Source organism: Alsobacter sp. P4_H11, assembly GCF_056400925.1.
The window spans coordinates 1-17,301 of record NZ_JBFUKI010000019.1 but is presented as its reverse complement, the minus strand read 5'-3'; the positions used below and the strand labels follow the sequence as shown (position 1 = coordinate 17,301).

The window sequence follows — 17,301 nt, the reverse complement described above, 5'->3', positions numbered from 1 at the left end:
CGACGTTCTGTCGTGCAACCAGCGACGCAACCGCCATGCCAAGCGGTTGCGCATTGATAATCAATGGCTTGCGAATTATGGGCAGGCTCTCGCCCGGCGAAACGCTCCCTTTCTGTCAGGCGTCCGCGGCAGTTTTTGCCGGGCCGCGGTCGAACAGGAAGCCCGCGACCTCCCGGATGGAGGGCGGCGGCCTGTCCGCAAACGGCAGCGGCCGGCAGACCGCGATGGCGGAAAGGCCGACCCGGGCGGTGAGCAGCCCGTTCAGCACGCCCTCGCCGAGCTTGGCCGAAAGGCGCGCCGCGATGCCGTGGCCTAGCACCTGCTGCACGAGGCTGTCGCCCATCGCCATGCCGCCCGTGACCGCGAGGTGGCCGGCGACCGCCTTCACGAGCCGGATGGAGCCGAGGAAACCCGGCCGGCCGCCATAGATCTCCGACACCCGCCGCACCAGCCGGAGCGCCTGCGCGGCCACGAACAGCACGTCCAGCAGCGCCTTGGGCGAGATCGTGGTAACGATGGACACCCGCCGGGCAGCGGCCGCCACGGCGGCGCGGGCCTCGATGTCGAGCGGGCCGAGCAGCTCGCGCTCGGCGAGGCGCACGAGGTCGGCGCCGTCGATGATGTCGTTGGCGGTGTCGTCCAGCCGCGCCCGGCCCCGGGCCGTCTCGGGCCGCGCCGCATAGAGCGTCGCCAGTGCGGCCGCGATCGCCCGGCCCTCGCGGGCGTCGTCCGACGCCAGCGCGGCCTCGGCCCGGATCTTCAGCTTGCCAATGGCGCGGCCGCGCCAGATGGAGCGGATCTCGCGCAGCGCCAGCGCCAGCAGCGCCAGCCCGGCCAGCGCGGCGAGGCCCAACGCAACCGCGCCCAGCACCGGGTTGTCGGCCAGCAGCGAGGCGACGAAGCGCTCGATGGCGACGCCGAGCCACAGCGTCAGCAGCCCGCCGGCCGCGCTCGCGAACAGCCCGCCCCAGCCGAACAGCCGCTTGCCGAGGCCGAGCTCCGCCTCGCGCTCCTCGATCGCTTCCTCGACGACGGCCTCCTCGAACACGGCCTCGTCGTCCGTGTCGCGGATCGCGACCGCGGCCTTGGGCAGCTCCTCGCCGGCCGCCATGGGGCCGAGGCGGACATTCGGGTCATCGAGCCGAAAGGCGCGGGGCGCTTTCATCGGGCGGCCTCCGTCATGTCAGGCGGTCTCCGAGCAGATATTCGAGGGTCCGGTCCAGCCGGATATGCGGCAGCACGCCGGCCTGCCCGTCCGGCCCCGTGGCGACGGCCGGCGGCCGGAACCGAACGAAGCGCAGCCCGTAGTCAGCCACCCCGGCCTCGGCCAGCGCCTTCGCGGCATCCTCGGGCAGCTCGCCCGGAAACACGGCGGCCTCGGCCGTTCCGTCGAAGCGCTCGCCGCCGATCACTTCGCCGGCCAGCGGCGTGCCCACGATGGCGGCGAGTTCGTCGCGGCCCTGCCGCACCTGCGCCTCCCGGGTCGCCCGGATGCTCGCGATCGCGACCACGTCGGCCCGGGCGCCCAGCCCCTCTGCCCGCCGCTTGGCGCGGTCCACCAGCAGGGCCAGCACCTTCTCGAGCCGGTCGTGGCTGGTGTGGTGCAGGTGGTCGGCTTTGGTGGCGGCGAACAGCACCCGGTCGATGCGCGGGCTGAACAGGCTGGAGAGCAGCGTGTTGCGGCCGGTGCGAAACGACAGCAGCACGTCGTCCAGCGCGGTTTCGAGATCCGCCACGGCGGCCGGCCCGGCGTTCAGCGCCGCCATGGCGTCGACCAGCACGATCTGCCGGTCCAGCCGGGCGAAGTGGTCACGAAAGAACGGCCGCACCACATGGGAGCGGTAGGCCTCGTAGCGCCGCGCCATGGTGGCGGCGAGCGAGCCGGCCGGCGGCTCGGCCCCGGGCGGCAGGTCGAGCGGCGCGAAGGTGAGCGCCGGCGAGCCCTCGAGGTCGCCCGGCATCAGGAAACGCCCTGGCGGCAGCGCCGAAAACGACAGCGGCTCGACGCGCGCGGCCTTCAGCGCCTGCCGGAACAGCTCGGACAGGCGCCGGGACGCGTCCTCGCCGGCCGGCTTCATGGGGTCGAGCGCCGCCAGCGCGTCCAGAAACGGCTGCGAGCCTTCCAGGCGCCCCGGGCTGCGGCAGGCCGCGACCGCCTCGGCGGCCCATTCGGCGTAGCTCTTGTCCAGCAGGGACAGGTCCAGCAGCCACTCGCCCGGGTAGTCGACGATGTCGAGCGTCAGCGTGCGCGGGCCGGAGCGCCAGCTCGTGGCGCTCTCGTATTCGATCACGACCCGGAGCTCGGCGATGCGGCTGGTCGACTCCGGCCAGCGCCGGTCCGGCCCCGACAGCGCCGCCAGATGCTCCTCATAGGCGAAGCGCGGCACCGCGTCGTCGGGCTGGTGCTCCAGCGTCACCTTGCGGATGCGCCCCTGCGCGTAGGCCCGGAACACCGGCAGCCGCGCGCCGCGCAACAGCGCATGCACGAGCGCGGTGATGAACACGGTCTTGCCCGAGCGCGACAGCCCGGTGACGCCCAGCCGCAGCGTCGGCCGGGCCAACCCGCCGAGGCTGTCCGCCAATGACTGTGCGGCGATGCGCGCCTCGAAGGCGAAATCGGAAAGGGAAGGAGGCACGTGCGGGCGGATCCGGAGGGCGGGCTTGGGGGACGCCTTATGTGGGCACGCCAGGCGCGGATGTCGAGCGTGCACGCCGGCGAAGCGCGTCCCCTCTCCCCACTCGGGGGGAGAGGGACAGGGTGAGGGCAGCCAGGCAAGGAGCCCCCAATCGTATGGAAACACGCGGCGGCGCCGCCCTCACCCAGCCCTCTCCCTGTTCCAGGGGAGATGGGGCGGATCGAGCCTCAGTCTTCCGACGAGCCCGGGGTGACGAACCTGTCCAGCCGGCCCTTGCCGAAGCCGACCTCGCTCCACTCGTCTACGGGGAAATCCAGCACCGCGATCGCGGAGGTCGGGAAGCCGCCGCGCAGGCGCGAGAAGGCGTAGCGGTCGCCGTGGCCGACCAGCGCGCGGGCGAACTCGGCCATTCCGGGGTTGTGGCCGACGATCACGGCCGTGCGGGCCTTGGGATCGGCAGCGCGCACCACCGCCAGAAGGTCGTCCGGCAGGGCCTCGTAGATGCGCTCGTCCGTCACCACCGGGGTCTCGCCCACCGCCAGCGCGGCCTGCGCCCAGGTCTGGCGCGTGCGCAGCGAGGGCGACACCAGCGCGACGTCCGGCAGCAGGTGCTCCTCGGCCAGGTAGCGTCCGGTTTCGGCCGCGTCGGCCAGGCCGCGCTCCGCCAGCGCCCGGTCGAAATCCGGCGCCGCGCCATGCGGCACGGCCTTGGCGTGGCGAAAGATGATCAGGCGTCGCATGCGGCCTCCCGCCCTGGAGCATCATCCCGCCAAGTGGGCGCCGGTTGGCGGATCAAGATGATGCACATTCAAATCACCGCTTCTCGCGCCGCGCCATGAAGGCGATGCGCTCGAACAAGTGCACGTCCTGCTCGTTCTTCAACAGCGCGCCATGCAGCGGCGGGATCAGCTTGGTGGGATCGCGCTCCAGCAGCGTCTCGGGGCCGATGTCCTCCGACAGCAGCAGCTTCAGCCAGTCCAGCAGCTCGGACGTGGAAGGCTTCTTCTTGATGCCGGGCACGTCCCGCACCTCGAAGAACACCTTGAGCGCCTCGGCCACGAGCCGCTTCTTGATGTCCGGGAAATGCACGTCGACGATGCGCTCCATCGTCTCGGCGTCCGGGAACTTGATGTAGTGGAAGAAGCAACGGCGCAGAAACGCGTCCGGGAGCTCCTTCTCGTTGTTGGACGTGATCACCACGATGGGGCGCTTCTCGGCCCGGATGGTCTCGCCCGTCTCGTAGACGTGGAACTCCATGCGGTCGAGCTCGAGCAGCAGGTCGTTGGGGAACTCGATGTCGGCCTTGTCGATCTCGTCGATCAGCAGCACCGGCCGCTGGTCGCTCTCGAAGGCCTCCCAGAGCTTGCCCTTGCGGATGTAGTTGCGGATGTCGCTGACGCGCGGATCGCCGAGCTGGCTGTCGCGCAGGCGCGACACGGCGTCGTACTCGTAGAGCCCTTGATGTGCCTTGGTGGTGGATTTCACGTGCCAGGTGATCATCGGCGCGCCGACCGCCTTGGCGATCTCCTCGGCCAGCACGGTCTTGCCGGTGCCGGGCTCGCCCTTCACCAGCAGCGGCCGCTGCAGCGTGATGGCGGCGTTCACCGCGACCTTCAGGTCGTCGGTGGCGACGTAGTTTTCGGTGCCGGAGAAGCGCATGCGGGGTCCGCTCGGTGGGTTCTGGAGTCCGCCGGGCGGACGCGTGTGGGCGAACTTAGCGCATTTCGAAGCGGCGTCATCCCCGGCGGGCGGCGAAGGGCAGCCCCTCATCCGGTCCTTCGGACCACCTTCTCCCCGAGCCGGGGAGAAGGGATCGACGGCGCCGGCTTGCCGCAACGAAAGAGACACGCGAGCGCGGCCCCCTCTCCCCGACGCGGGGAGAGGCTGGGGTGAGGGCCGGCGCGCGTTCAGGCGCCGAGACGCAACCGCTCCACCACGCCCCGCCCCGCCACGACCCCGGAGGACATGCACGCCTGCAGCAGGTAGCCGCCCGTCGGAGCCTCCCAATCCAGCATCTCGCCGGCTGCGAACCCGCCGGGCCGGCGCTTCAGCATAAGCGCCTCATCCACCTCGTCGAACGATACGCCGCCGGCGGTCGAGATGGCGCGCTCCAGCGGGCGGACGCCCGTGATGCGGATGCGGCAGCCCTTGGCGGCGCGGGCCAGCAGAATGGGCTCGCGCGGCAGGTCGGCCCCGAAGGCCTCGCGCAGCAGGCCGGCCGCGACGGGCGACAACCCGATCGCCTTGCGCAGCACATTGGCGAGCGACTGCCCGGCCTTCATGGCGCCGACCCGCTCGGCCAGTTGCTCGGCCCGCAGGTCCGGCCGCAGGTCGATCCACAACGCGGCCTCGCCGCGCTCCTCGACTTCGGCGCGTAGGTCCGCCGAGAGCGCGTAGATGACGCCGCCCTCGATGCCATGGCGGCTGATCACCGCCTCGCCCTTGAGCCGGCGCCGGCCGACCGTGAAGGCCGCGCCCTTCAGCGGCTCGCCCTCGAACCGGTCTCGGAACAGGTCGGTCCACGCGACATCGAAGCCGCTGTTTGCAGCGCGCAGAGGCGAGATCGCGACGCCCTCGGCCTCCAGCAGCGCCGTCCATCCGCCGTCGGAGCCGAGCCGGGGCCAGCTGGCGCCGCCCAACGCCAGCACGGTTGCGGCAGCCTCCACGGTGGTTTCGCCATCCGGCGTGGCGAAGCGAAGGCGCCCGGCCTCGTCCCACCCGGTCCAGCGATGCCGCAGGGCGACGCGCACGCCGAGCCCGTCCAGCCGCCGCAGCCAGGCGCGCAGCAGCGGCGACGCCTTCATGGCCTTGGGAAACACGCGGCCGCTGGTGCCCACGAAGGTTTCCTGCCCGAGTTCGTCCGCCCAGGCCCGCAGTGCTTCCGGCGCGAACGCGTCCAGCAAGGGCCGCACGCGCGGCGCCGCCTCGCGGTAGCGCTCCGCGAAAAACTCCATCGGCTCGCCATGCGTGAGGTTGAGCCCGCCCCGTCCCGCCAGCAGGAACTTGCGGCCGAGCGACGGCATGTGGTCGTACACGGTGACGCTCACCCGCCCGGCCGCCTCCGTCGCGATGGTCTCGGCCGCCATCAGCCCGGCAGGGCCGCCGCCCACGATGGCGACATGCGGAAGTGCGGACGGCGTGGCTGTTTTGGCGTCGGTCATCCCGCTGCGTACGCGGGCGGCGCCTTCGCCGCAAGGGCCGCATGACGACCTCCCTCCGTCATTGCGAGGAGCGGAGCTACGCGGCAATCCAGGGGCCGGGCCGGGAGCTCCACGCCCGGCCCCTGGGTTGCTTCGCTGCGCTCGCAATGACGGCGAGGGTGCGGCAAGCGTCGCCCAAGGCTGCCCCGCCTTGAAAACACCGCCCTCACGGCCCACCTTGCGGGCGAGGAGAAGCCCGTGATCCGCCTGATGTTCAACGACCGCACCGGAACCCGCGTCGCCAACGTGCCCCGCTGGGCCGTCTGGTTGGGCGTCGCGGCGGCGGCCGGCGTCGGGCTGCTGATCGCGCTGATCGGCTTCAGCCTGATCCTCGTGCTCGCCCCCTTCGTGATCGCGGCCGGCGTCCTCGCCCGCTGGCGCCTGCGCAAGGCGCTACGCGAGATGCAGGCGGCTAGGCCGGCCGGGCCGAGCGGCCGTCCGGCCCCGGCCGGCGTGATCGACGTCGAGTATCGGGTGATCGAGGAAGCCCGCGCGCCTGATCCCCGGTGACGCCGGGCGGGAGCCGCCCTAAACTCCCCCCATGCTCCTGACCTTCTTCACCAATCTGCGCGCCGCCAAGGTCCCCTGCACGCTTCGGGAATACCTCCTGCTCATGGAGGCGCTGGAGGCGGACCTCGCCGACAAGTCGGTGGACGAATTCTACTACCTCTCCCGCGCCTGCCTGGTGAAGGACGAGCGCAATCTCGACAAGTTCGACCGGGTGTTCGGGCAGACCTTCAAGGGCGTGGTGAGCCTCGGCGAGGCCGTGGAGCAAACCGCGATCCCCGAGGAATGGCTGCGCAAGCTGGCCGAGAAGTACCTCACCGACGAGGAAAAGGCGCAGATCCAGGCGCTCGGCTGGGACAAGCTCTGGGAGACCCTGCAGGAGCGCCTGAAGGAGCAGAAGGGCCGCCACCAAGGGGGCAGCAAGTGGATCGGCACGGCCGGGACGTCGCCCTTCGGCGCCTACGGGTACAATCCCGAGGGCGTGCGCATTGGGCAGGACAAGAACCGCAACTTCCGCGCCGTGAAGGTGTGGGACAAGCGCGAGTTCAAGGACCTGGACGACACGGTCGAGCTTGGCACGCGCAACATCAAGATCGCGCTGCGCCGCCTGCGCAAGTTCGCCCGCACGGGCGCGGCCGAGGAGCTGGATCTCGACGCCACCATCAAGGAAACCGCCTCGCACGGCTATCTCGACGTGCAACTGCGCCCCGAGCGCCGCAACGCCGTGAAGGTGCTGCTGTTCTTCGACGTCGGCGGCTCCATGGACTGGCACGTCGCCCAGGTGGAGGAGCTGTTCTCGGCCGCAAAGACCGAGTTCAAGCACATGGACTATTTCTACTTCCACAACTGCCTCTACGAGGGCGTGTGGAAGACCAACCGCCGCCGCCGCGAGGAGCAAACGCCCACTTGGGACGTCATCCGCACCTACCCGTCGGACTTCCGCGTGGTGTTCGTGGGCGACGCCTCCATGAGCCCCTACGAGGTTGCGATGCCGGGCGGCGCGGTGGAGCATTTCAACGAGGAGGCCGGCCAGGTCTGGCTGCAGCGCGTGCTGGATCATTTCCCCCGCACGATCTGGCTCAACCCGGTGCCGAAGAACCACTGGGGCTACACGCACTCCATCCAGATGATCAAGGACCTGATGGGCCAGCGCATGTTTCCGCTGACGCTCAAGGGGCTGGACGGCGCGATGCGGGAGCTGGTGCGGTGACGCAGTTGATTTTTGATCCATTTTTGGTACATTGCAGAGGGCGCCATGAAACGTGTCCAGGCGCGGTTTTTCCGCACCCGGCAAGGCCGCGAGCCTGTTCGCGACTGGCTGCTTGAGCTGGCCGCCGCGGACCGCAAGCGCGTCGGCGAGGAGATCAAGGATGTGGAGTTCAGCTGGCCCATCGGCATGCCGCTCTGCCGCCACCTCGGCGACGGGCTCTGGGAAGTTCGGTGCTCGCTGAGCGCGCGGCGGATCGCGCGGGTTCTGTTCTGCCTCCGGGGCGACACGATGCTGCTGCTGCACGCCTTCATGAAGACGACCCAGAAAACGCCCCAGCACGACCTGGAACTCGCGCGGACGCGCTTGAAGGAGTTTTTGCAATGACAGATCATCCCAACATCGGCTCATCCCTCGATGATCTCCTCGAGCAGGACGGCGTGCTGGCCGAAGTCACCGCGCGGGCGCTCAAGCGCGTGATCGCGCGTCGATTGGTGGCCGAGATGGCGGGACGGAAGCTCACAAAGGCGGGCCTGGCTTTGCGGATGGGAACGAGCAGGTCGCAGCTCGACCGTCTGCTCGACCCGGAGAACGACTCGCTGACGCTCAACTCCCTCGTGCGCGCGGCCCACGCGGTCGGTCACCGCGTGAAGGTGGAGCTCATCCCGAACGAGTCCTGAGCGGCCCCCGCGCAAGATGACGTCCGTCTTGCAATCGCGCCCGGGCGGCCCGATAGCTGCGCCGCAGCCACGAGGATCGCATGCAGGACGCGCCCATCGCCTACGCCCACCGCCCGAAGCCCTTCGGCTATGAGGTGAGCTATCGGCTGGAGCCGGACGCGCTGTTCGTTGACACCGGGCGCAAGCAGGAGCGGATCCCCTATCGGTCGATCGTGCTGGCGAGGCTCGCCTATGCGCCCACCAACTTCACCACCAAGGGCTACAGGCTCACGCTGGTGCTCGGCGATCGCCGCACGCTGAAGATCGCCAACCTGTCCTGGAAGACCTATTTCGAGTTCGACCGGCAGGACGCCGGCTACACGGCCTTCGTGCGGGCGCTGCTGGCGCGCGTCGCGGCCGCCAATCCGCGCCTGGCGTGTCGCACCGGCACGCCGCCCGTACTCTGGGGGCTCGCCGCCGCGGCGGGCGCCCTGGTGGTGGCGGGGCTGATCGCGATGGGGCTCGCGGCGACGCAGCGCGGCGGGCTCACGGTGGCGCTGCTGGTGATCCTGTTCGTGGCCCCGCTCGGCTGGCAAGTCCACGCCATGGTGATGCGCAACTGGCCCGGATCCTTTGATCCGGGCGCGCCGCCCGAGCGCGTGATGCCGGCCCCGGGCTGAGGCCGGCGCTCGCTGGCGATTACTTCTTCTGCGGCTCGCGCACGACCAGCACGGAGGATTCCGCGTGCCGGACGATCGTCGACGCGTTGGAGCCGAGCAGGTAGGTGGCCATTCCGGGCCGATGCGAGCCGACCACGATCAGGTCCGCGCCGATCTTCTTCGCCTCGGCCAGCACCTCGTTGTAGACCGCGCCCATGCGCACCGCCGTGGTGACGGCGCCCCCGGGAACGTGGAGGGTGGCGGCCAGCTCGGCCAGCCGCTTCTCGGCGTCGCCCTGCTGCTCCTCGTCAAAGGACGGCGGCACGTATTCCATGAACGTGACCGGCAGGATCGAGCGCACGTAAACCAGCGCGACCGTTCCGCCGCTCACGCCAGCGAGCGCCGTGGCCTTCTCGATGGCGGGGCGTGCGACCTCGACCTCGGACAGGTCGACGGGAACCAGGATCGTCTTGAACATCGGGGGGCCTCCATTCACGGGACCGCACCTTAGCGCCACTTTGCGGCAACGACATTGCGCGACGTCAAAGGCTGGCGCGACGTCAAAGGCTGGCGCGACACCAAAAGCCCCTCGCCCGTCGCCCCGCCCCGCCGCATGGACATCCGGCGAGGCGCGCGGCTACCATCCGGCATCCGGCCCGCCAAGAGGCCGGGAGGGGAGGATCACGGTGACGCACTTCACGATCGACCGGCGGACATTGATGTTGACCGCCGCCGCGATGGCGGCCGGCGTAGGCGCCGCCCGCGCCCAGGAGGCCTGGCCTAAGGGGCGGCAGCTGCGCGTTGTGGTTCCGTTTCCGCCCGGCGGCGCGACCGATGTGGTCGGCCGCATCGTGGCCGACAAGCTCGGGCAGATCTGGGGCCAGACGCTGGTGGTCGAGAACCGCGCCGGCGCGGGCGGCAATATCGGCAACGAGGCGGTGGCCCGGGCCGAGCCCAACGGCGACACGCTGCTGGTCGGCACGGTGGGGCTCACCACCAACCAGTTCCTCTACCCCAAGCTGAACTATGATCCGGTCGCCGATTTCGCGCCCGTCAGCCTGCTCGCGATGGTGCCGAACCTGCTGGTCGTGTCCAAGACCCTGCCGGTCAACTCGGTCGCGGAGCTCATCGCCTACGCCAAGGCCAACCCGGGCAAGCTCAACTACGGCTCGTCGGGCGTCGGCACCTCGATCCACCTCTCGGGTGAGCTGTTCCAGCGCATGACCGGGGTGAAGATGGTGCATGTGCCCTACCGCGGCAGCGCGCAGGCGACGCAGGACCTCATTGCAGGGCGGCTCGACCTGATGTTCGACAACATCTCGCAGGCGCTTCCGCACGCCCAGTCGGGCTCCACCAAGGCGCTCGCGATCACCACCGCCAAGCGGTCGCCGGTGACGCCGGAGTTCGAGACCGTCGCCGCCACGGTGCCGGGCTTCGACGTGTCGTCCTGGTTCGGCTACCTCATCCACCGCAAGACGCCGGCCGCGATCCTGCAGAAAGCCGCCGTCGACACGCGCGCCGCCGTGATGGACCCGGCCGTCCAGGACCGGCTGAAGGCCACCGGCGCGATCCCGGTCGGCTCCACGCCAGACGAGTTCGCCGCCATGATCGCGGCGGAAACCAAGATGTGGGGAACGGTGATCCGCGAGGCCAACATCAAGGCCGATTGAGCCGCGTCCTGAAGCTTAGCCCGAAAGTCGTTCGGACTGCCTCAATCCCCTCATCCTGAGAGCCTGGCCGAAAAGTCGTCCGAACACCCTCGATACCCTCATCCTGAGGAGCAGGCCGTCTTCGGCCTGCGTCTCGAAGGACGAGGGAGACCAGATGGGACGACAAATTCAGCCTTCTGGACCCCTCGTCCTTCGAGACGCCATGCGAAGGTCGCATGGCTCCTCAGGATGAGGGGTGTTGAGCGAATAGTCGGCCAGGCTCACAGGATGGGGGGTTTTGGGCAGGCTTGGAGGATGGGGCGTCGAGCGAGTGACCGGCCAGGCTCTCAGGCCTGGCGCTCGGGCGTGTGGACCACGAGGCCGTCGAGCTCGGGCTTCACCTTGATCTGGCAGGACAGGCGTGAGGTCGGCCGCACGTCATAGGCGAAGTCGAGCATGTCCTCTTCCATGGAGGCGGGCTCGCCAACCTTGGCCTTCCAGGCCTCGTCCACATAGATGTGGCAGGTCGCGCACGCGCAGGCGCCGCCGCACTCGGCCTCGATACCCGGCACGCCGTTGCGAACGGCCGTTTCCATCACGGTGGCGCCGTCCTGGGCGTCGATCGTGCGGGACGCGCCTTCATGGTCGATGAAAGTGATCTTGGTCATCGGGATCTCGGGTGGAACGCCGCCGCAGCTAGCGCCGCGGCGCACAGTCCCGCCCTACTTAGGACAGTCCCGCCCGGTTGGCGAGAGGTGGAAACGAGGCGCACGGGGCGTTGCCGGCTTGAGCGCCTTGGGCTCAGAGCCCGCCGACCCGCCGGTCATGCAGCCGGGCGGCGATCACGGTGCGCGCCTCGGCGACGGCCGCATGGAGGCCCGCGAGGGCTTCGAGAACCTCTTCCTCGTCGGCAGCGTCGTCCAGCGCCTCCACGGCGCCGGCCTGCCGGGCCACCACGAAAGCCCCGACCGCGCTGGCCGAGCCCTTAAGCAGGTGGGCGGCGTCGCTGCGGCTGCGGCCGTCGACGGCGTCGCGCACGCTGCGCAGCACGTCGTTGGACTGCTCCAGGAACATGCCCAGCACGTCGCGGGCGAGATCGACGTCACCCATGGTCTGGGCCGTGAGGTGCCGGAGATCGAGAATGGCTGGGCCGTCGGACGGCGATCCGCCATCCTGCCGCGCCGCCAGATCGTGCGTCCCTAACTCTGCGCCGAACATGGTCTCAGGTCCTTTGTGCGACGAGCCGGCGTGAGACACGGCCGATCAGAGAGTGTGTGCGGCGGCTTCAACATTCCGCAAGTCGCCATCCTGCGGAGGATTGGGGCGCAACGGTGTCAATGGTGGCGGCCGGCGGCACGTCTTTCGTTGTAGATAGACGTGCGTCTCTCATCCAATCGCCAGCGGCGGCGCTCGCGCAACCTCATGGTTACGCTTATGGTAACCGAGGCGTTAACGACGTTTTGCGACGGCCGGGTGGGCCGGGTTCCCTTCGGGGGGGCCGCCGACTAGAGTGGACTTTGGTTAACCGATCCCGAATGCGGGGCCGGCCGACCGCCGCGAGAGGCGCCACGCGTGGCTCTCGCCCGCGCATGGTGCATGCGGGGGCGGGAATGCGCGTGGAAGCGGCTGCGTGACGCGTACCGATGCGAGGCAAACCTGATGGCTATCCAACCCAAGGTCACCGACCCCACAGAGGCGGCGCTTTCGGCGATCGAGGAGGCGCTCAATCTCACGGGAACGACGCCGTCCGGGAAGCCCAGGGATGATGCCGAGACCGCCGTCGCCGCCCCGTCGCCCGCCGCCGACGAGGAGCCCATCGGCCCCAAGCTGCCGGCCGTGAACGACTCGGAGATTTTCCCGGAAGTCAGGATCGAGAAGCCGCGCGACCGCGCCCGTCCCCAGCGCGAGGCGTCCGCCGACCAGCGCCGGCCCGAGCCCGGCCGCCCCGCCAATGACGACCGCCGCGCCGTGGGCGACATCCTGCAGGCCCTCCAGGTGCGCCCGTCCCGCGTTCCCCACGTTCTCGCCACGCTTGCGTCGCTGCTCTGGCTCGGCGTTTTCGCCGCCTTCGCGGCCGGCCGCTGGATGGCCCTCGGCGGCCCGGACCAGACGCTCGCCGAGCGCCTGCTGACGCCCGAGGCCGGACTGGCGGCCTTTGCGGCGCTCGCCCCCATCATCATCTTCTTCGTGCTGGCCTCGCTGGCCGTGCGGGCGCAGGAAATGCGCCTTGTCGCCCGTTCGATGACGCAGGTCGCCATTCGGCTGGCCGAGCCCGAGACCGTGACGTCCGAGGGCGTCGTCAGCCTGTCGCAGGCCATCCGGCGCGAAGTCGCCGCCATGGGCGACGGCATCGAGCGCGCCCTGGCGCGCGCCGGCGAGCTGGAGACGCTGGTTCATTCCGAGATCGCGACGCTCGAGCGCGCCTATGGCGAGAACGAGATCCGCATCCGCTCGCTGATCGACGAGCTGGTGGTGCAGCGCGAGGCGATTCTCTCCAACGCCGAGCGCGTCCGCACCTCCATCACGGGCTCGCACGATACGTTGCGCGAGGAGCTGAACGCCGCCGCGACCCGGATCTCGGAATCCGTCGGCGAGGCCGGCGCCCGCGTGACGCAGTCCTTCGGCTCCAAGGCCGAGGAAATCAGCGGCGCGCTGTCGCGCACCGGCGACCGGATGATCCACGAGATCGCCGAAAAGGGCGAGAACCTGATCTCCCGCCTCGCCTCCACGACGGACGACGTCAATGGCCGCCTGACGCAGGCCACCACGGTGGTGACCGACACGCTCGGCGCCAAGGCGCGCGAGATCACCGACAACCTGACCGCCACGGGCGAGCAGCTCACCACCCAGATCGCCGAGCGCGGCGCGCTCGTCTCGCAGGCGCTGGAGCAGACCAGCCAGATCCTCACGACCTCCCTCGCGGAAGGCTCCGAGAAGGTCACGCGCGTGATCGCCGAGACCGGCTCCGGCGTGGCCGAGGCCATCGCGCAGCGCGCCATGGAGGTGAACGCCACCCTGAAGTCGACCGGCGAGACGCTGGCGGCGGACCTGGGCGGCCGCGGCGACGAGGTCGCACGGCGCATCGACGAGACCGGCGCGCGCATCGCCGACACCATCACGGCGCGCGGCGAGGACCTCGCCACCCGCCTGTCGGCCACCGGCGAGCGCATCCACGAGAGTGTCACCGTCAACGGCAAGACGCTGGGCGAGGCCCTGGCCCAGACCGGCGAGCAGATCGCCACCCTGATCGGCGAGCGCGTCGACTCCACCCGGACCGTGTTCGAGGAGACCGCCACCCGCCTGCAGGACGCCCTCGCGGCCCGCACGCAGGACAGCGAGCGCGCCTTCGTGACCAGCGCCGAAGCCGCCGTGCTGGCGCTGTCCACCCGCGCCGAGGCGGCCGAGGCGGCCTTCGCCGAGCGCGCCGAGGCGATCGCCGAGACGCTCGCGACCCGCGCCGCCGAGGCGCAGGCCGGCATGGCGTCGAGCTCCGAGGCCGTGGCCCGCACCCTGGCGAGCCGCACCGCCGAGGCCGAGCGCGTCTTCGCCGAGAGCACCACCGAGCTCGCCCGCAGCCTCTCCGAGCGCGTCGCCGCCGCCGAGGAAGCGCTGACCGGCAGCGCCGAACGGCTCGGCGCCTCCGTGACCGAGCACACCGCCGCGGCCGAGCGGCTGCTGGCCGAGAGCGCCGAGCGCATCAACGACGTCATCGCCCAGCGCCTGCTGTCCGCCGAGGAGCTGTTCACCACCAGCGCCGAGACGGTCGCCCGCACCATCGCGGACCGCACCGGCGAGGCCGAGCGGACCTTCGCCAACAGCGCCGAGCACGTCACCCGCACCTTTGGCGACCGCATCTCGGACGTCGACGGCCACCTGGCCGCCCGCGCCCGCGAGGTCGCCGAGATGCTGGCCAACCGCACGGTGGAGACCCGCGCGGCCTTCGAGACGGCAACCGAATCGGTGCTCGCCGCCCTCACGGCCCGGGCTGCCGAGACGCAGAACGCCTTCTCGGAGCATGGCGACGTCGTGCAGGCGCGCCTCGCCGCGATCGCCCGCGACGCCGTGATGGCGGTCGCGACCCAGAGCTCGCGCATCAACGACGCGCTGGTGCGCAACGCCGAGCAGATCGTCGAAACCATCGGCGAGCGCGGCGGCGAAGTATCCCGCACCATGGCGAACACGCTCACGGCCTTCGAGGAGACCGTGATCATCCGCGGCGGCAACCTCAACGAGCGCCTAGCCGGCCATCTGGCGGCGTTCGAGGAAACCGCGCAGCAGCGCAGCCAGCGCCTGGAGCAGACCCTTACCGACCGCATCGGCGCCTTCGAGACCGTGCTCGGCCAGGCCACCGCCCGGCTGGACGACGCCTTCACGGCGCATGCCGGCGCCTTCGAGAACCGCGTCCAGAGCCGCACCGAGGCCCTGCAGGAGGCGCTCGACGGCGTCGTTGCTGGCTTCGAGGGCAAGGTGCTGGAGCGCGGCGACACGCTCGCGACCACGCTGGTCGGCCGTCTCGATCACTTCGAGGAGAAGGTTCTGGGACGCGGCGGCGAGCTCGTGGAGCGCATCGGCTCCGACACGCAGGCCTTCACCAACGCCGTGGAAGCCCGGCTCGCCCAGGTGGAGACCATCTTCGGCAAGCAGGGCGAGGTTCTGGCCGGCCGCGTCGCGGCGAGGGCCGAGCAGGCCGCCCGAGACCTCGAGAAGCAGATCGCCGACTACGAAGTCAAGACAGCGGCGTCGGGCGTCAACGTCGCCCGCACGCTGGACAGCATCTTCGTCCGCATCGACCAGGGGCTCGACGCCCGCGCCAAGTCGCTCAGCGAGACGCTGGCCACGCGCACGCTGGAGATCGCCCAGCTGCTCGGCAACGGCGGCAAGGAGATCGCCCGCGCGCTCGACATGCGCGTCGAGACGGTCGAGACCGCGATCGCCAACCGCACGGACGTGCTGGCCCAGACGCTCTCGGCCAAGGCCGAACTGGTCAACGCCACGCTCGGCGCCCAGGCGAGCGCCATCGCGGCCACGCTGGACGGGCGCGTCGCCCGCTTCGAGGAGCGGGTCGTCAACCGCCTCGACAGCGTCAGCGCCCTCCTGGACGAGCGCGCCCGGCTGTTCGGCGAGACGCTCACGGGCGGCGCGTCGTCCGTCACGGCCGCGCTCGGCCAGCGCACCGAGGAGCTCACCAGCCTCTTCGAGAACTCCACGCGCCAGCTCGACACCATCCTGTCCACCGGCGCGGAGGCCGTCACGGCTGCGCTCGGCGGCCGGACGGAAGCCATCGTCGAGATGGTGAGCGGCGCCGCGCGCTCCATCGACCAGGCCCTGACCACGGGCGTGCAGGCCATCGAGCGCGCCGTGGAAGGCCGCTCGGACGAGATCGCCAACGCGATCATCGCGTCCAGCAGCAAGCTCGAGGAGGTTCTCTCCACGGGTTCGCAGGGCGTCACGGGGGCGTTCGGCGACCGCATCGGCGAGATCGAGGCCCTGCTCGGCCCCGATGGCGTCGCGTCCACCCGGCTGGCCAAGGTCGGCGACGACACGACCCGGCAGATCGCCAAGGTCGGCGAGGACACCACCAAGCAGATCGCCCATATCGGCGACGCGGTGCTGCGCGCCCTGGAAGGCCGCGGCTCGGAGATGATCAACGCGCTGCGCGAGCGCAGCGACACGCTGGCCGAAGTGCTCCAGTCCTCGGCCGCGAACCTGCAGCAGGTGATGGACGAAGGCGCGACCCGCTCGGTCGGGCAGCTCACCGCCACCAACGACCGGCTCAAGGCCGAGATCAACGAGAGCCTCGAAAAGCTCGCCCACACCAACGCCCTGCTGGAGCAGGCGATCAGCGGCGTGGGCCAGAATCTCGGCAGCCTCGACCAGGATCTCGGCGCCCGCATGGTGGCGCTGCGCGACACCCTGCACGCCATCACGAGCGAGACGAGCGCCGTGTCCGATCGCGCGGCCGAGCAGGTGGAAGCCCTGCGCGGCCTCTCGACCGGCGCCCTGCGCGACGCCGCCGGCCTGTTCGAGCGGCTGGACCAGCAGGGCCGCTCCGTCGCGGCCTCCAGCCAGGAGCACGCCCGCGCGCTGGCGAGCGTCGCCGCCATGCTGGAGCAGGTCGAGAGCCGCGTCGGCACGGCCCTGGAGGAGCGTCGCGCCGGCCTCGACGCCGCCCTGTCGGCGATCACGTCGCGCACGGACGACATCGAATACGTCACCCGCACCTTCAAGGCGCTGGTGGAGGACAGCCTCACCTCCGCGGAGGACCGGGCGCGCCAGATTGGCCAGGTGCTGAACGAGACGACGCAGTCGGCCACCCAGGCCATCGGCGAGCAGTACGAAACCATCCGCATGGCCACCAGCAAGGAGCGCGAGCGCACCACGGCGGCGTTGCGCGCCGCCTACGAGCAGGTGATGGGCGAGATCGGCTCGGCGCTGACCTCCGCCACGGATCGGTTCCGCGAGGCCGCCAACGAGATGCGCCACCTCGGCTCATCCGTGCAGCAGCAGCTCGAATCCACCCGCGAGGAAGTGCGCCGCGGCGTGCTGGAGCTGCCGAAGGAGACGCAGGAATCCGCCGCCGCCATGCGCCGCGTCGTCACCGACCAGATCCGCGCCCTGAACGAGCTCACCGCCCTGGTGGCCCGCTCCGACCGCGGCATGGACGTGTCGCGTCCGCAGGAGCGCGTCGCCGAGGAAGCCCCGCGCCGCGCCTCGGCCTATTCGGCCGCCAGCGACGCCGGCCTGCCGGTGCGCGCCCCCGAGGCGCCCCGCCGCGCCCCCGAGC

General features: G+C 70.7%; 15 protein-coding genes. 7 read left to right on the top strand and 8 right to left on the bottom strand.

Annotated features, from left to right (window positions below; all coding sequences use genetic code 11):
- Nucleotides 1-115 precede the first annotated feature (115 nt).
- From AC1DSZ_RS23565 to AC1DSZ_RS23545, 5 genes are all read right to left on the bottom strand, one after another.
- Nucleotides 116-1,165, bottom strand: a complete 1,050-nt coding sequence (locus AC1DSZ_RS23565) for a YcjF family protein (RefSeq protein WP_476840746.1) — start codon at nucleotides 1,163-1,165, stop codon at nucleotides 116-118.
- A 13-nt stretch (nucleotides 1,166-1,178) separates the two neighbouring features.
- On the bottom strand, nucleotides 1,179-2,636 hold the full coding sequence (locus tag AC1DSZ_RS23560; protein WP_476840745.1) for a YcjX family GTP-binding protein: 1,458 nt from the start codon (nucleotides 2,634-2,636) through the stop codon (nucleotides 1,179-1,181).
- Between the two features lie 227 nt (nucleotides 2,637-2,863).
- Complete coding sequence (locus AC1DSZ_RS23555) at nucleotides 2,864-3,376, bottom strand: SixA phosphatase family protein (protein ID WP_476840744.1); 513 nt, start codon at nucleotides 3,374-3,376, stop codon at nucleotides 2,864-2,866.
- 73 nt (nucleotides 3,377-3,449) lie between these two features.
- On the bottom strand, nucleotides 3,450-4,295 hold the full coding sequence (locus AC1DSZ_RS23550; protein ID WP_476840743.1) for an AAA family ATPase: 846 nt from the start codon (nucleotides 4,293-4,295) through the stop codon (nucleotides 3,450-3,452).
- Between the two features lie 248 nt (nucleotides 4,296-4,543).
- Complete coding sequence (locus AC1DSZ_RS23545) at nucleotides 4,544-5,797, bottom strand: TIGR03862 family flavoprotein (protein WP_476840742.1); 1,254 nt, start codon at nucleotides 5,795-5,797, stop codon at nucleotides 4,544-4,546.
- Between the two features lie 237 nt (nucleotides 5,798-6,034).
- Here AC1DSZ_RS23545 and AC1DSZ_RS23540 point away from each other — a divergent pair, with 237 nt between their 5' ends.
- The 5 genes from AC1DSZ_RS23540 to AC1DSZ_RS23520 all read left to right on the top strand — a co-directional run bounded on the left by AC1DSZ_RS23540 (nucleotide 6,035) and on the right by AC1DSZ_RS23520 (nucleotide 8,889).
- Nucleotides 6,035-6,346 carry a hypothetical protein gene (locus AC1DSZ_RS23540; RefSeq protein ID WP_476840741.1) on the top strand — a complete coding sequence of 104 codons (312 nt, stop codon included), beginning with the start codon at nucleotides 6,035-6,037 and terminating at the stop codon, nucleotides 6,344-6,346.
- A 31-nt stretch (nucleotides 6,347-6,377) separates the two neighbouring features.
- Nucleotides 6,378-7,553 carry a vWA domain-containing protein gene (locus AC1DSZ_RS23535; RefSeq protein WP_476840740.1) on the top strand — a complete coding sequence of 392 codons (1,176 nt, stop codon included), beginning with the start codon at nucleotides 6,378-6,380 and terminating at the stop codon, nucleotides 7,551-7,553.
- A gap of 45 nt (nucleotides 7,554-7,598) precedes the next feature.
- Complete coding sequence (locus AC1DSZ_RS23530) at nucleotides 7,599-7,937, top strand: type II toxin-antitoxin system RelE/ParE family toxin (protein WP_476840739.1); 339 nt, start codon at nucleotides 7,599-7,601, stop codon at nucleotides 7,935-7,937.
- Nucleotides 7,934-8,230, top strand: coding sequence for a helix-turn-helix domain-containing protein (locus AC1DSZ_RS23525; RefSeq protein ID WP_476840738.1), 297 nt, complete (start codon nucleotides 7,934-7,936; stop codon nucleotides 8,228-8,230). Before AC1DSZ_RS23530 ends, AC1DSZ_RS23525 begins: the two co-directional genes overlap by 4 nt.
- 80 nt (nucleotides 8,231-8,310) lie before the next feature.
- Complete coding sequence (locus AC1DSZ_RS23520) at nucleotides 8,311-8,889, top strand: hypothetical protein (RefSeq protein WP_476840737.1); 579 nt, start codon at nucleotides 8,311-8,313, stop codon at nucleotides 8,887-8,889.
- Between the two features lie 19 nt (nucleotides 8,890-8,908).
- On the opposite strand, the gene AC1DSZ_RS23515 is transcribed toward AC1DSZ_RS23520, so the two are convergent.
- Nucleotides 8,909-9,346, bottom strand: a complete 438-nt coding sequence (locus AC1DSZ_RS23515) for a universal stress protein (protein ID WP_476840736.1) — start codon at nucleotides 9,344-9,346, stop codon at nucleotides 8,909-8,911.
- 208 nt (nucleotides 9,347-9,554) lie between these two features.
- On the opposite strand from AC1DSZ_RS23515, the gene AC1DSZ_RS23510 reads away from it, so the two are divergent.
- The gene (locus tag AC1DSZ_RS23510) at nucleotides 9,555-10,538 is read left to right on the top strand and encodes a tripartite tricarboxylate transporter substrate binding protein (RefSeq protein ID WP_476840735.1); all 984 of its coding nucleotides are present in this window, start codon (nucleotides 9,555-9,557) and stop codon (nucleotides 10,536-10,538) included.
- A 326-nt stretch (nucleotides 10,539-10,864) separates the two neighbouring features.
- On the opposite strand, the gene AC1DSZ_RS23505 is transcribed toward AC1DSZ_RS23510, so the two are convergent.
- Together AC1DSZ_RS23505 and AC1DSZ_RS23500 are read right to left on the bottom strand one after the other, a co-directional pair.
- A complete protein-coding gene (locus tag AC1DSZ_RS23505; protein ID WP_476840734.1) occupies nucleotides 10,865-11,185 on the bottom strand; it encodes a 2Fe-2S iron-sulfur cluster-binding protein in 321 nt (106 codons plus the stop codon).
- Between the two features lie 133 nt (nucleotides 11,186-11,318).
- Nucleotides 11,319-11,735, bottom strand: coding sequence for an Hpt domain-containing protein (locus AC1DSZ_RS23500; protein ID WP_476840733.1), 417 nt, complete (start codon nucleotides 11,733-11,735; stop codon nucleotides 11,319-11,321).
- 441 nt (nucleotides 11,736-12,176) lie between these two features.
- Between AC1DSZ_RS23500 and AC1DSZ_RS23495 the strand changes: the two genes are divergently transcribed.
- Nucleotides 12,177-17,301: apolipoprotein A-IV repeat region-like domain-containing protein (locus AC1DSZ_RS23495; RefSeq protein WP_476840732.1), on the top strand; the 5,125-nt coding region annotated here is incomplete at its 3' end.

Excerpts from the sequence above, each read along its gene's own strand:
- AC1DSZ_RS23500 (WP_476840733.1), bottom strand. The coding sequence starts at position 11,735 with ATGTTCGGCGCAGAGTTAGGGACGCACGATCTGGCGGCGCGGCAGGAT.
- AC1DSZ_RS23505 (WP_476840734.1), bottom strand. The coding sequence starts at position 11,185 with ATGACCAAGATCACTTTCATCGACCATGAAGGCGCGTCCCGCACGATC.
- AC1DSZ_RS23555 (WP_476840744.1), bottom strand. The coding sequence starts at position 3,376 with ATGCGACGCCTGATCATCTTTCGCCACGCCAAGGCCGTGCCGCATGGC.
- AC1DSZ_RS23550 (WP_476840743.1), bottom strand. The coding sequence starts at position 4,295 with ATGCGCTTCTCCGGCACCGAAAACTACGTCGCCACCGACGACCTGAAG.
- AC1DSZ_RS23515 (WP_476840736.1), bottom strand. The coding sequence starts at position 9,346 with ATGTTCAAGACGATCCTGGTTCCCGTCGACCTGTCCGAGGTCGAGGTC.
- AC1DSZ_RS23525 (WP_476840738.1), top strand. The coding sequence starts at position 7,934 with ATGACAGATCATCCCAACATCGGCTCATCCCTCGATGATCTCCTCGAG.
- AC1DSZ_RS23520 (WP_476840737.1), top strand. The coding sequence starts at position 8,311 with ATGCAGGACGCGCCCATCGCCTACGCCCACCGCCCGAAGCCCTTCGGC.
- AC1DSZ_RS23545 (WP_476840742.1), bottom strand. The coding sequence starts at position 5,797 with ATGACCGACGCCAAAACAGCCACGCCGTCCGCACTTCCGCATGTCGCC.
- AC1DSZ_RS23530 (WP_476840739.1), top strand. The coding sequence starts at position 7,599 with ATGAAACGTGTCCAGGCGCGGTTTTTCCGCACCCGGCAAGGCCGCGAG.
- AC1DSZ_RS23565 (WP_476840746.1), bottom strand. The coding sequence starts at position 1,165 with ATGAAAGCGCCCCGCGCCTTTCGGCTCGATGACCCGAATGTCCGCCTC.
- AC1DSZ_RS23535 (WP_476840740.1), top strand. The coding sequence starts at position 6,378 with ATGCTCCTGACCTTCTTCACCAATCTGCGCGCCGCCAAGGTCCCCTGC.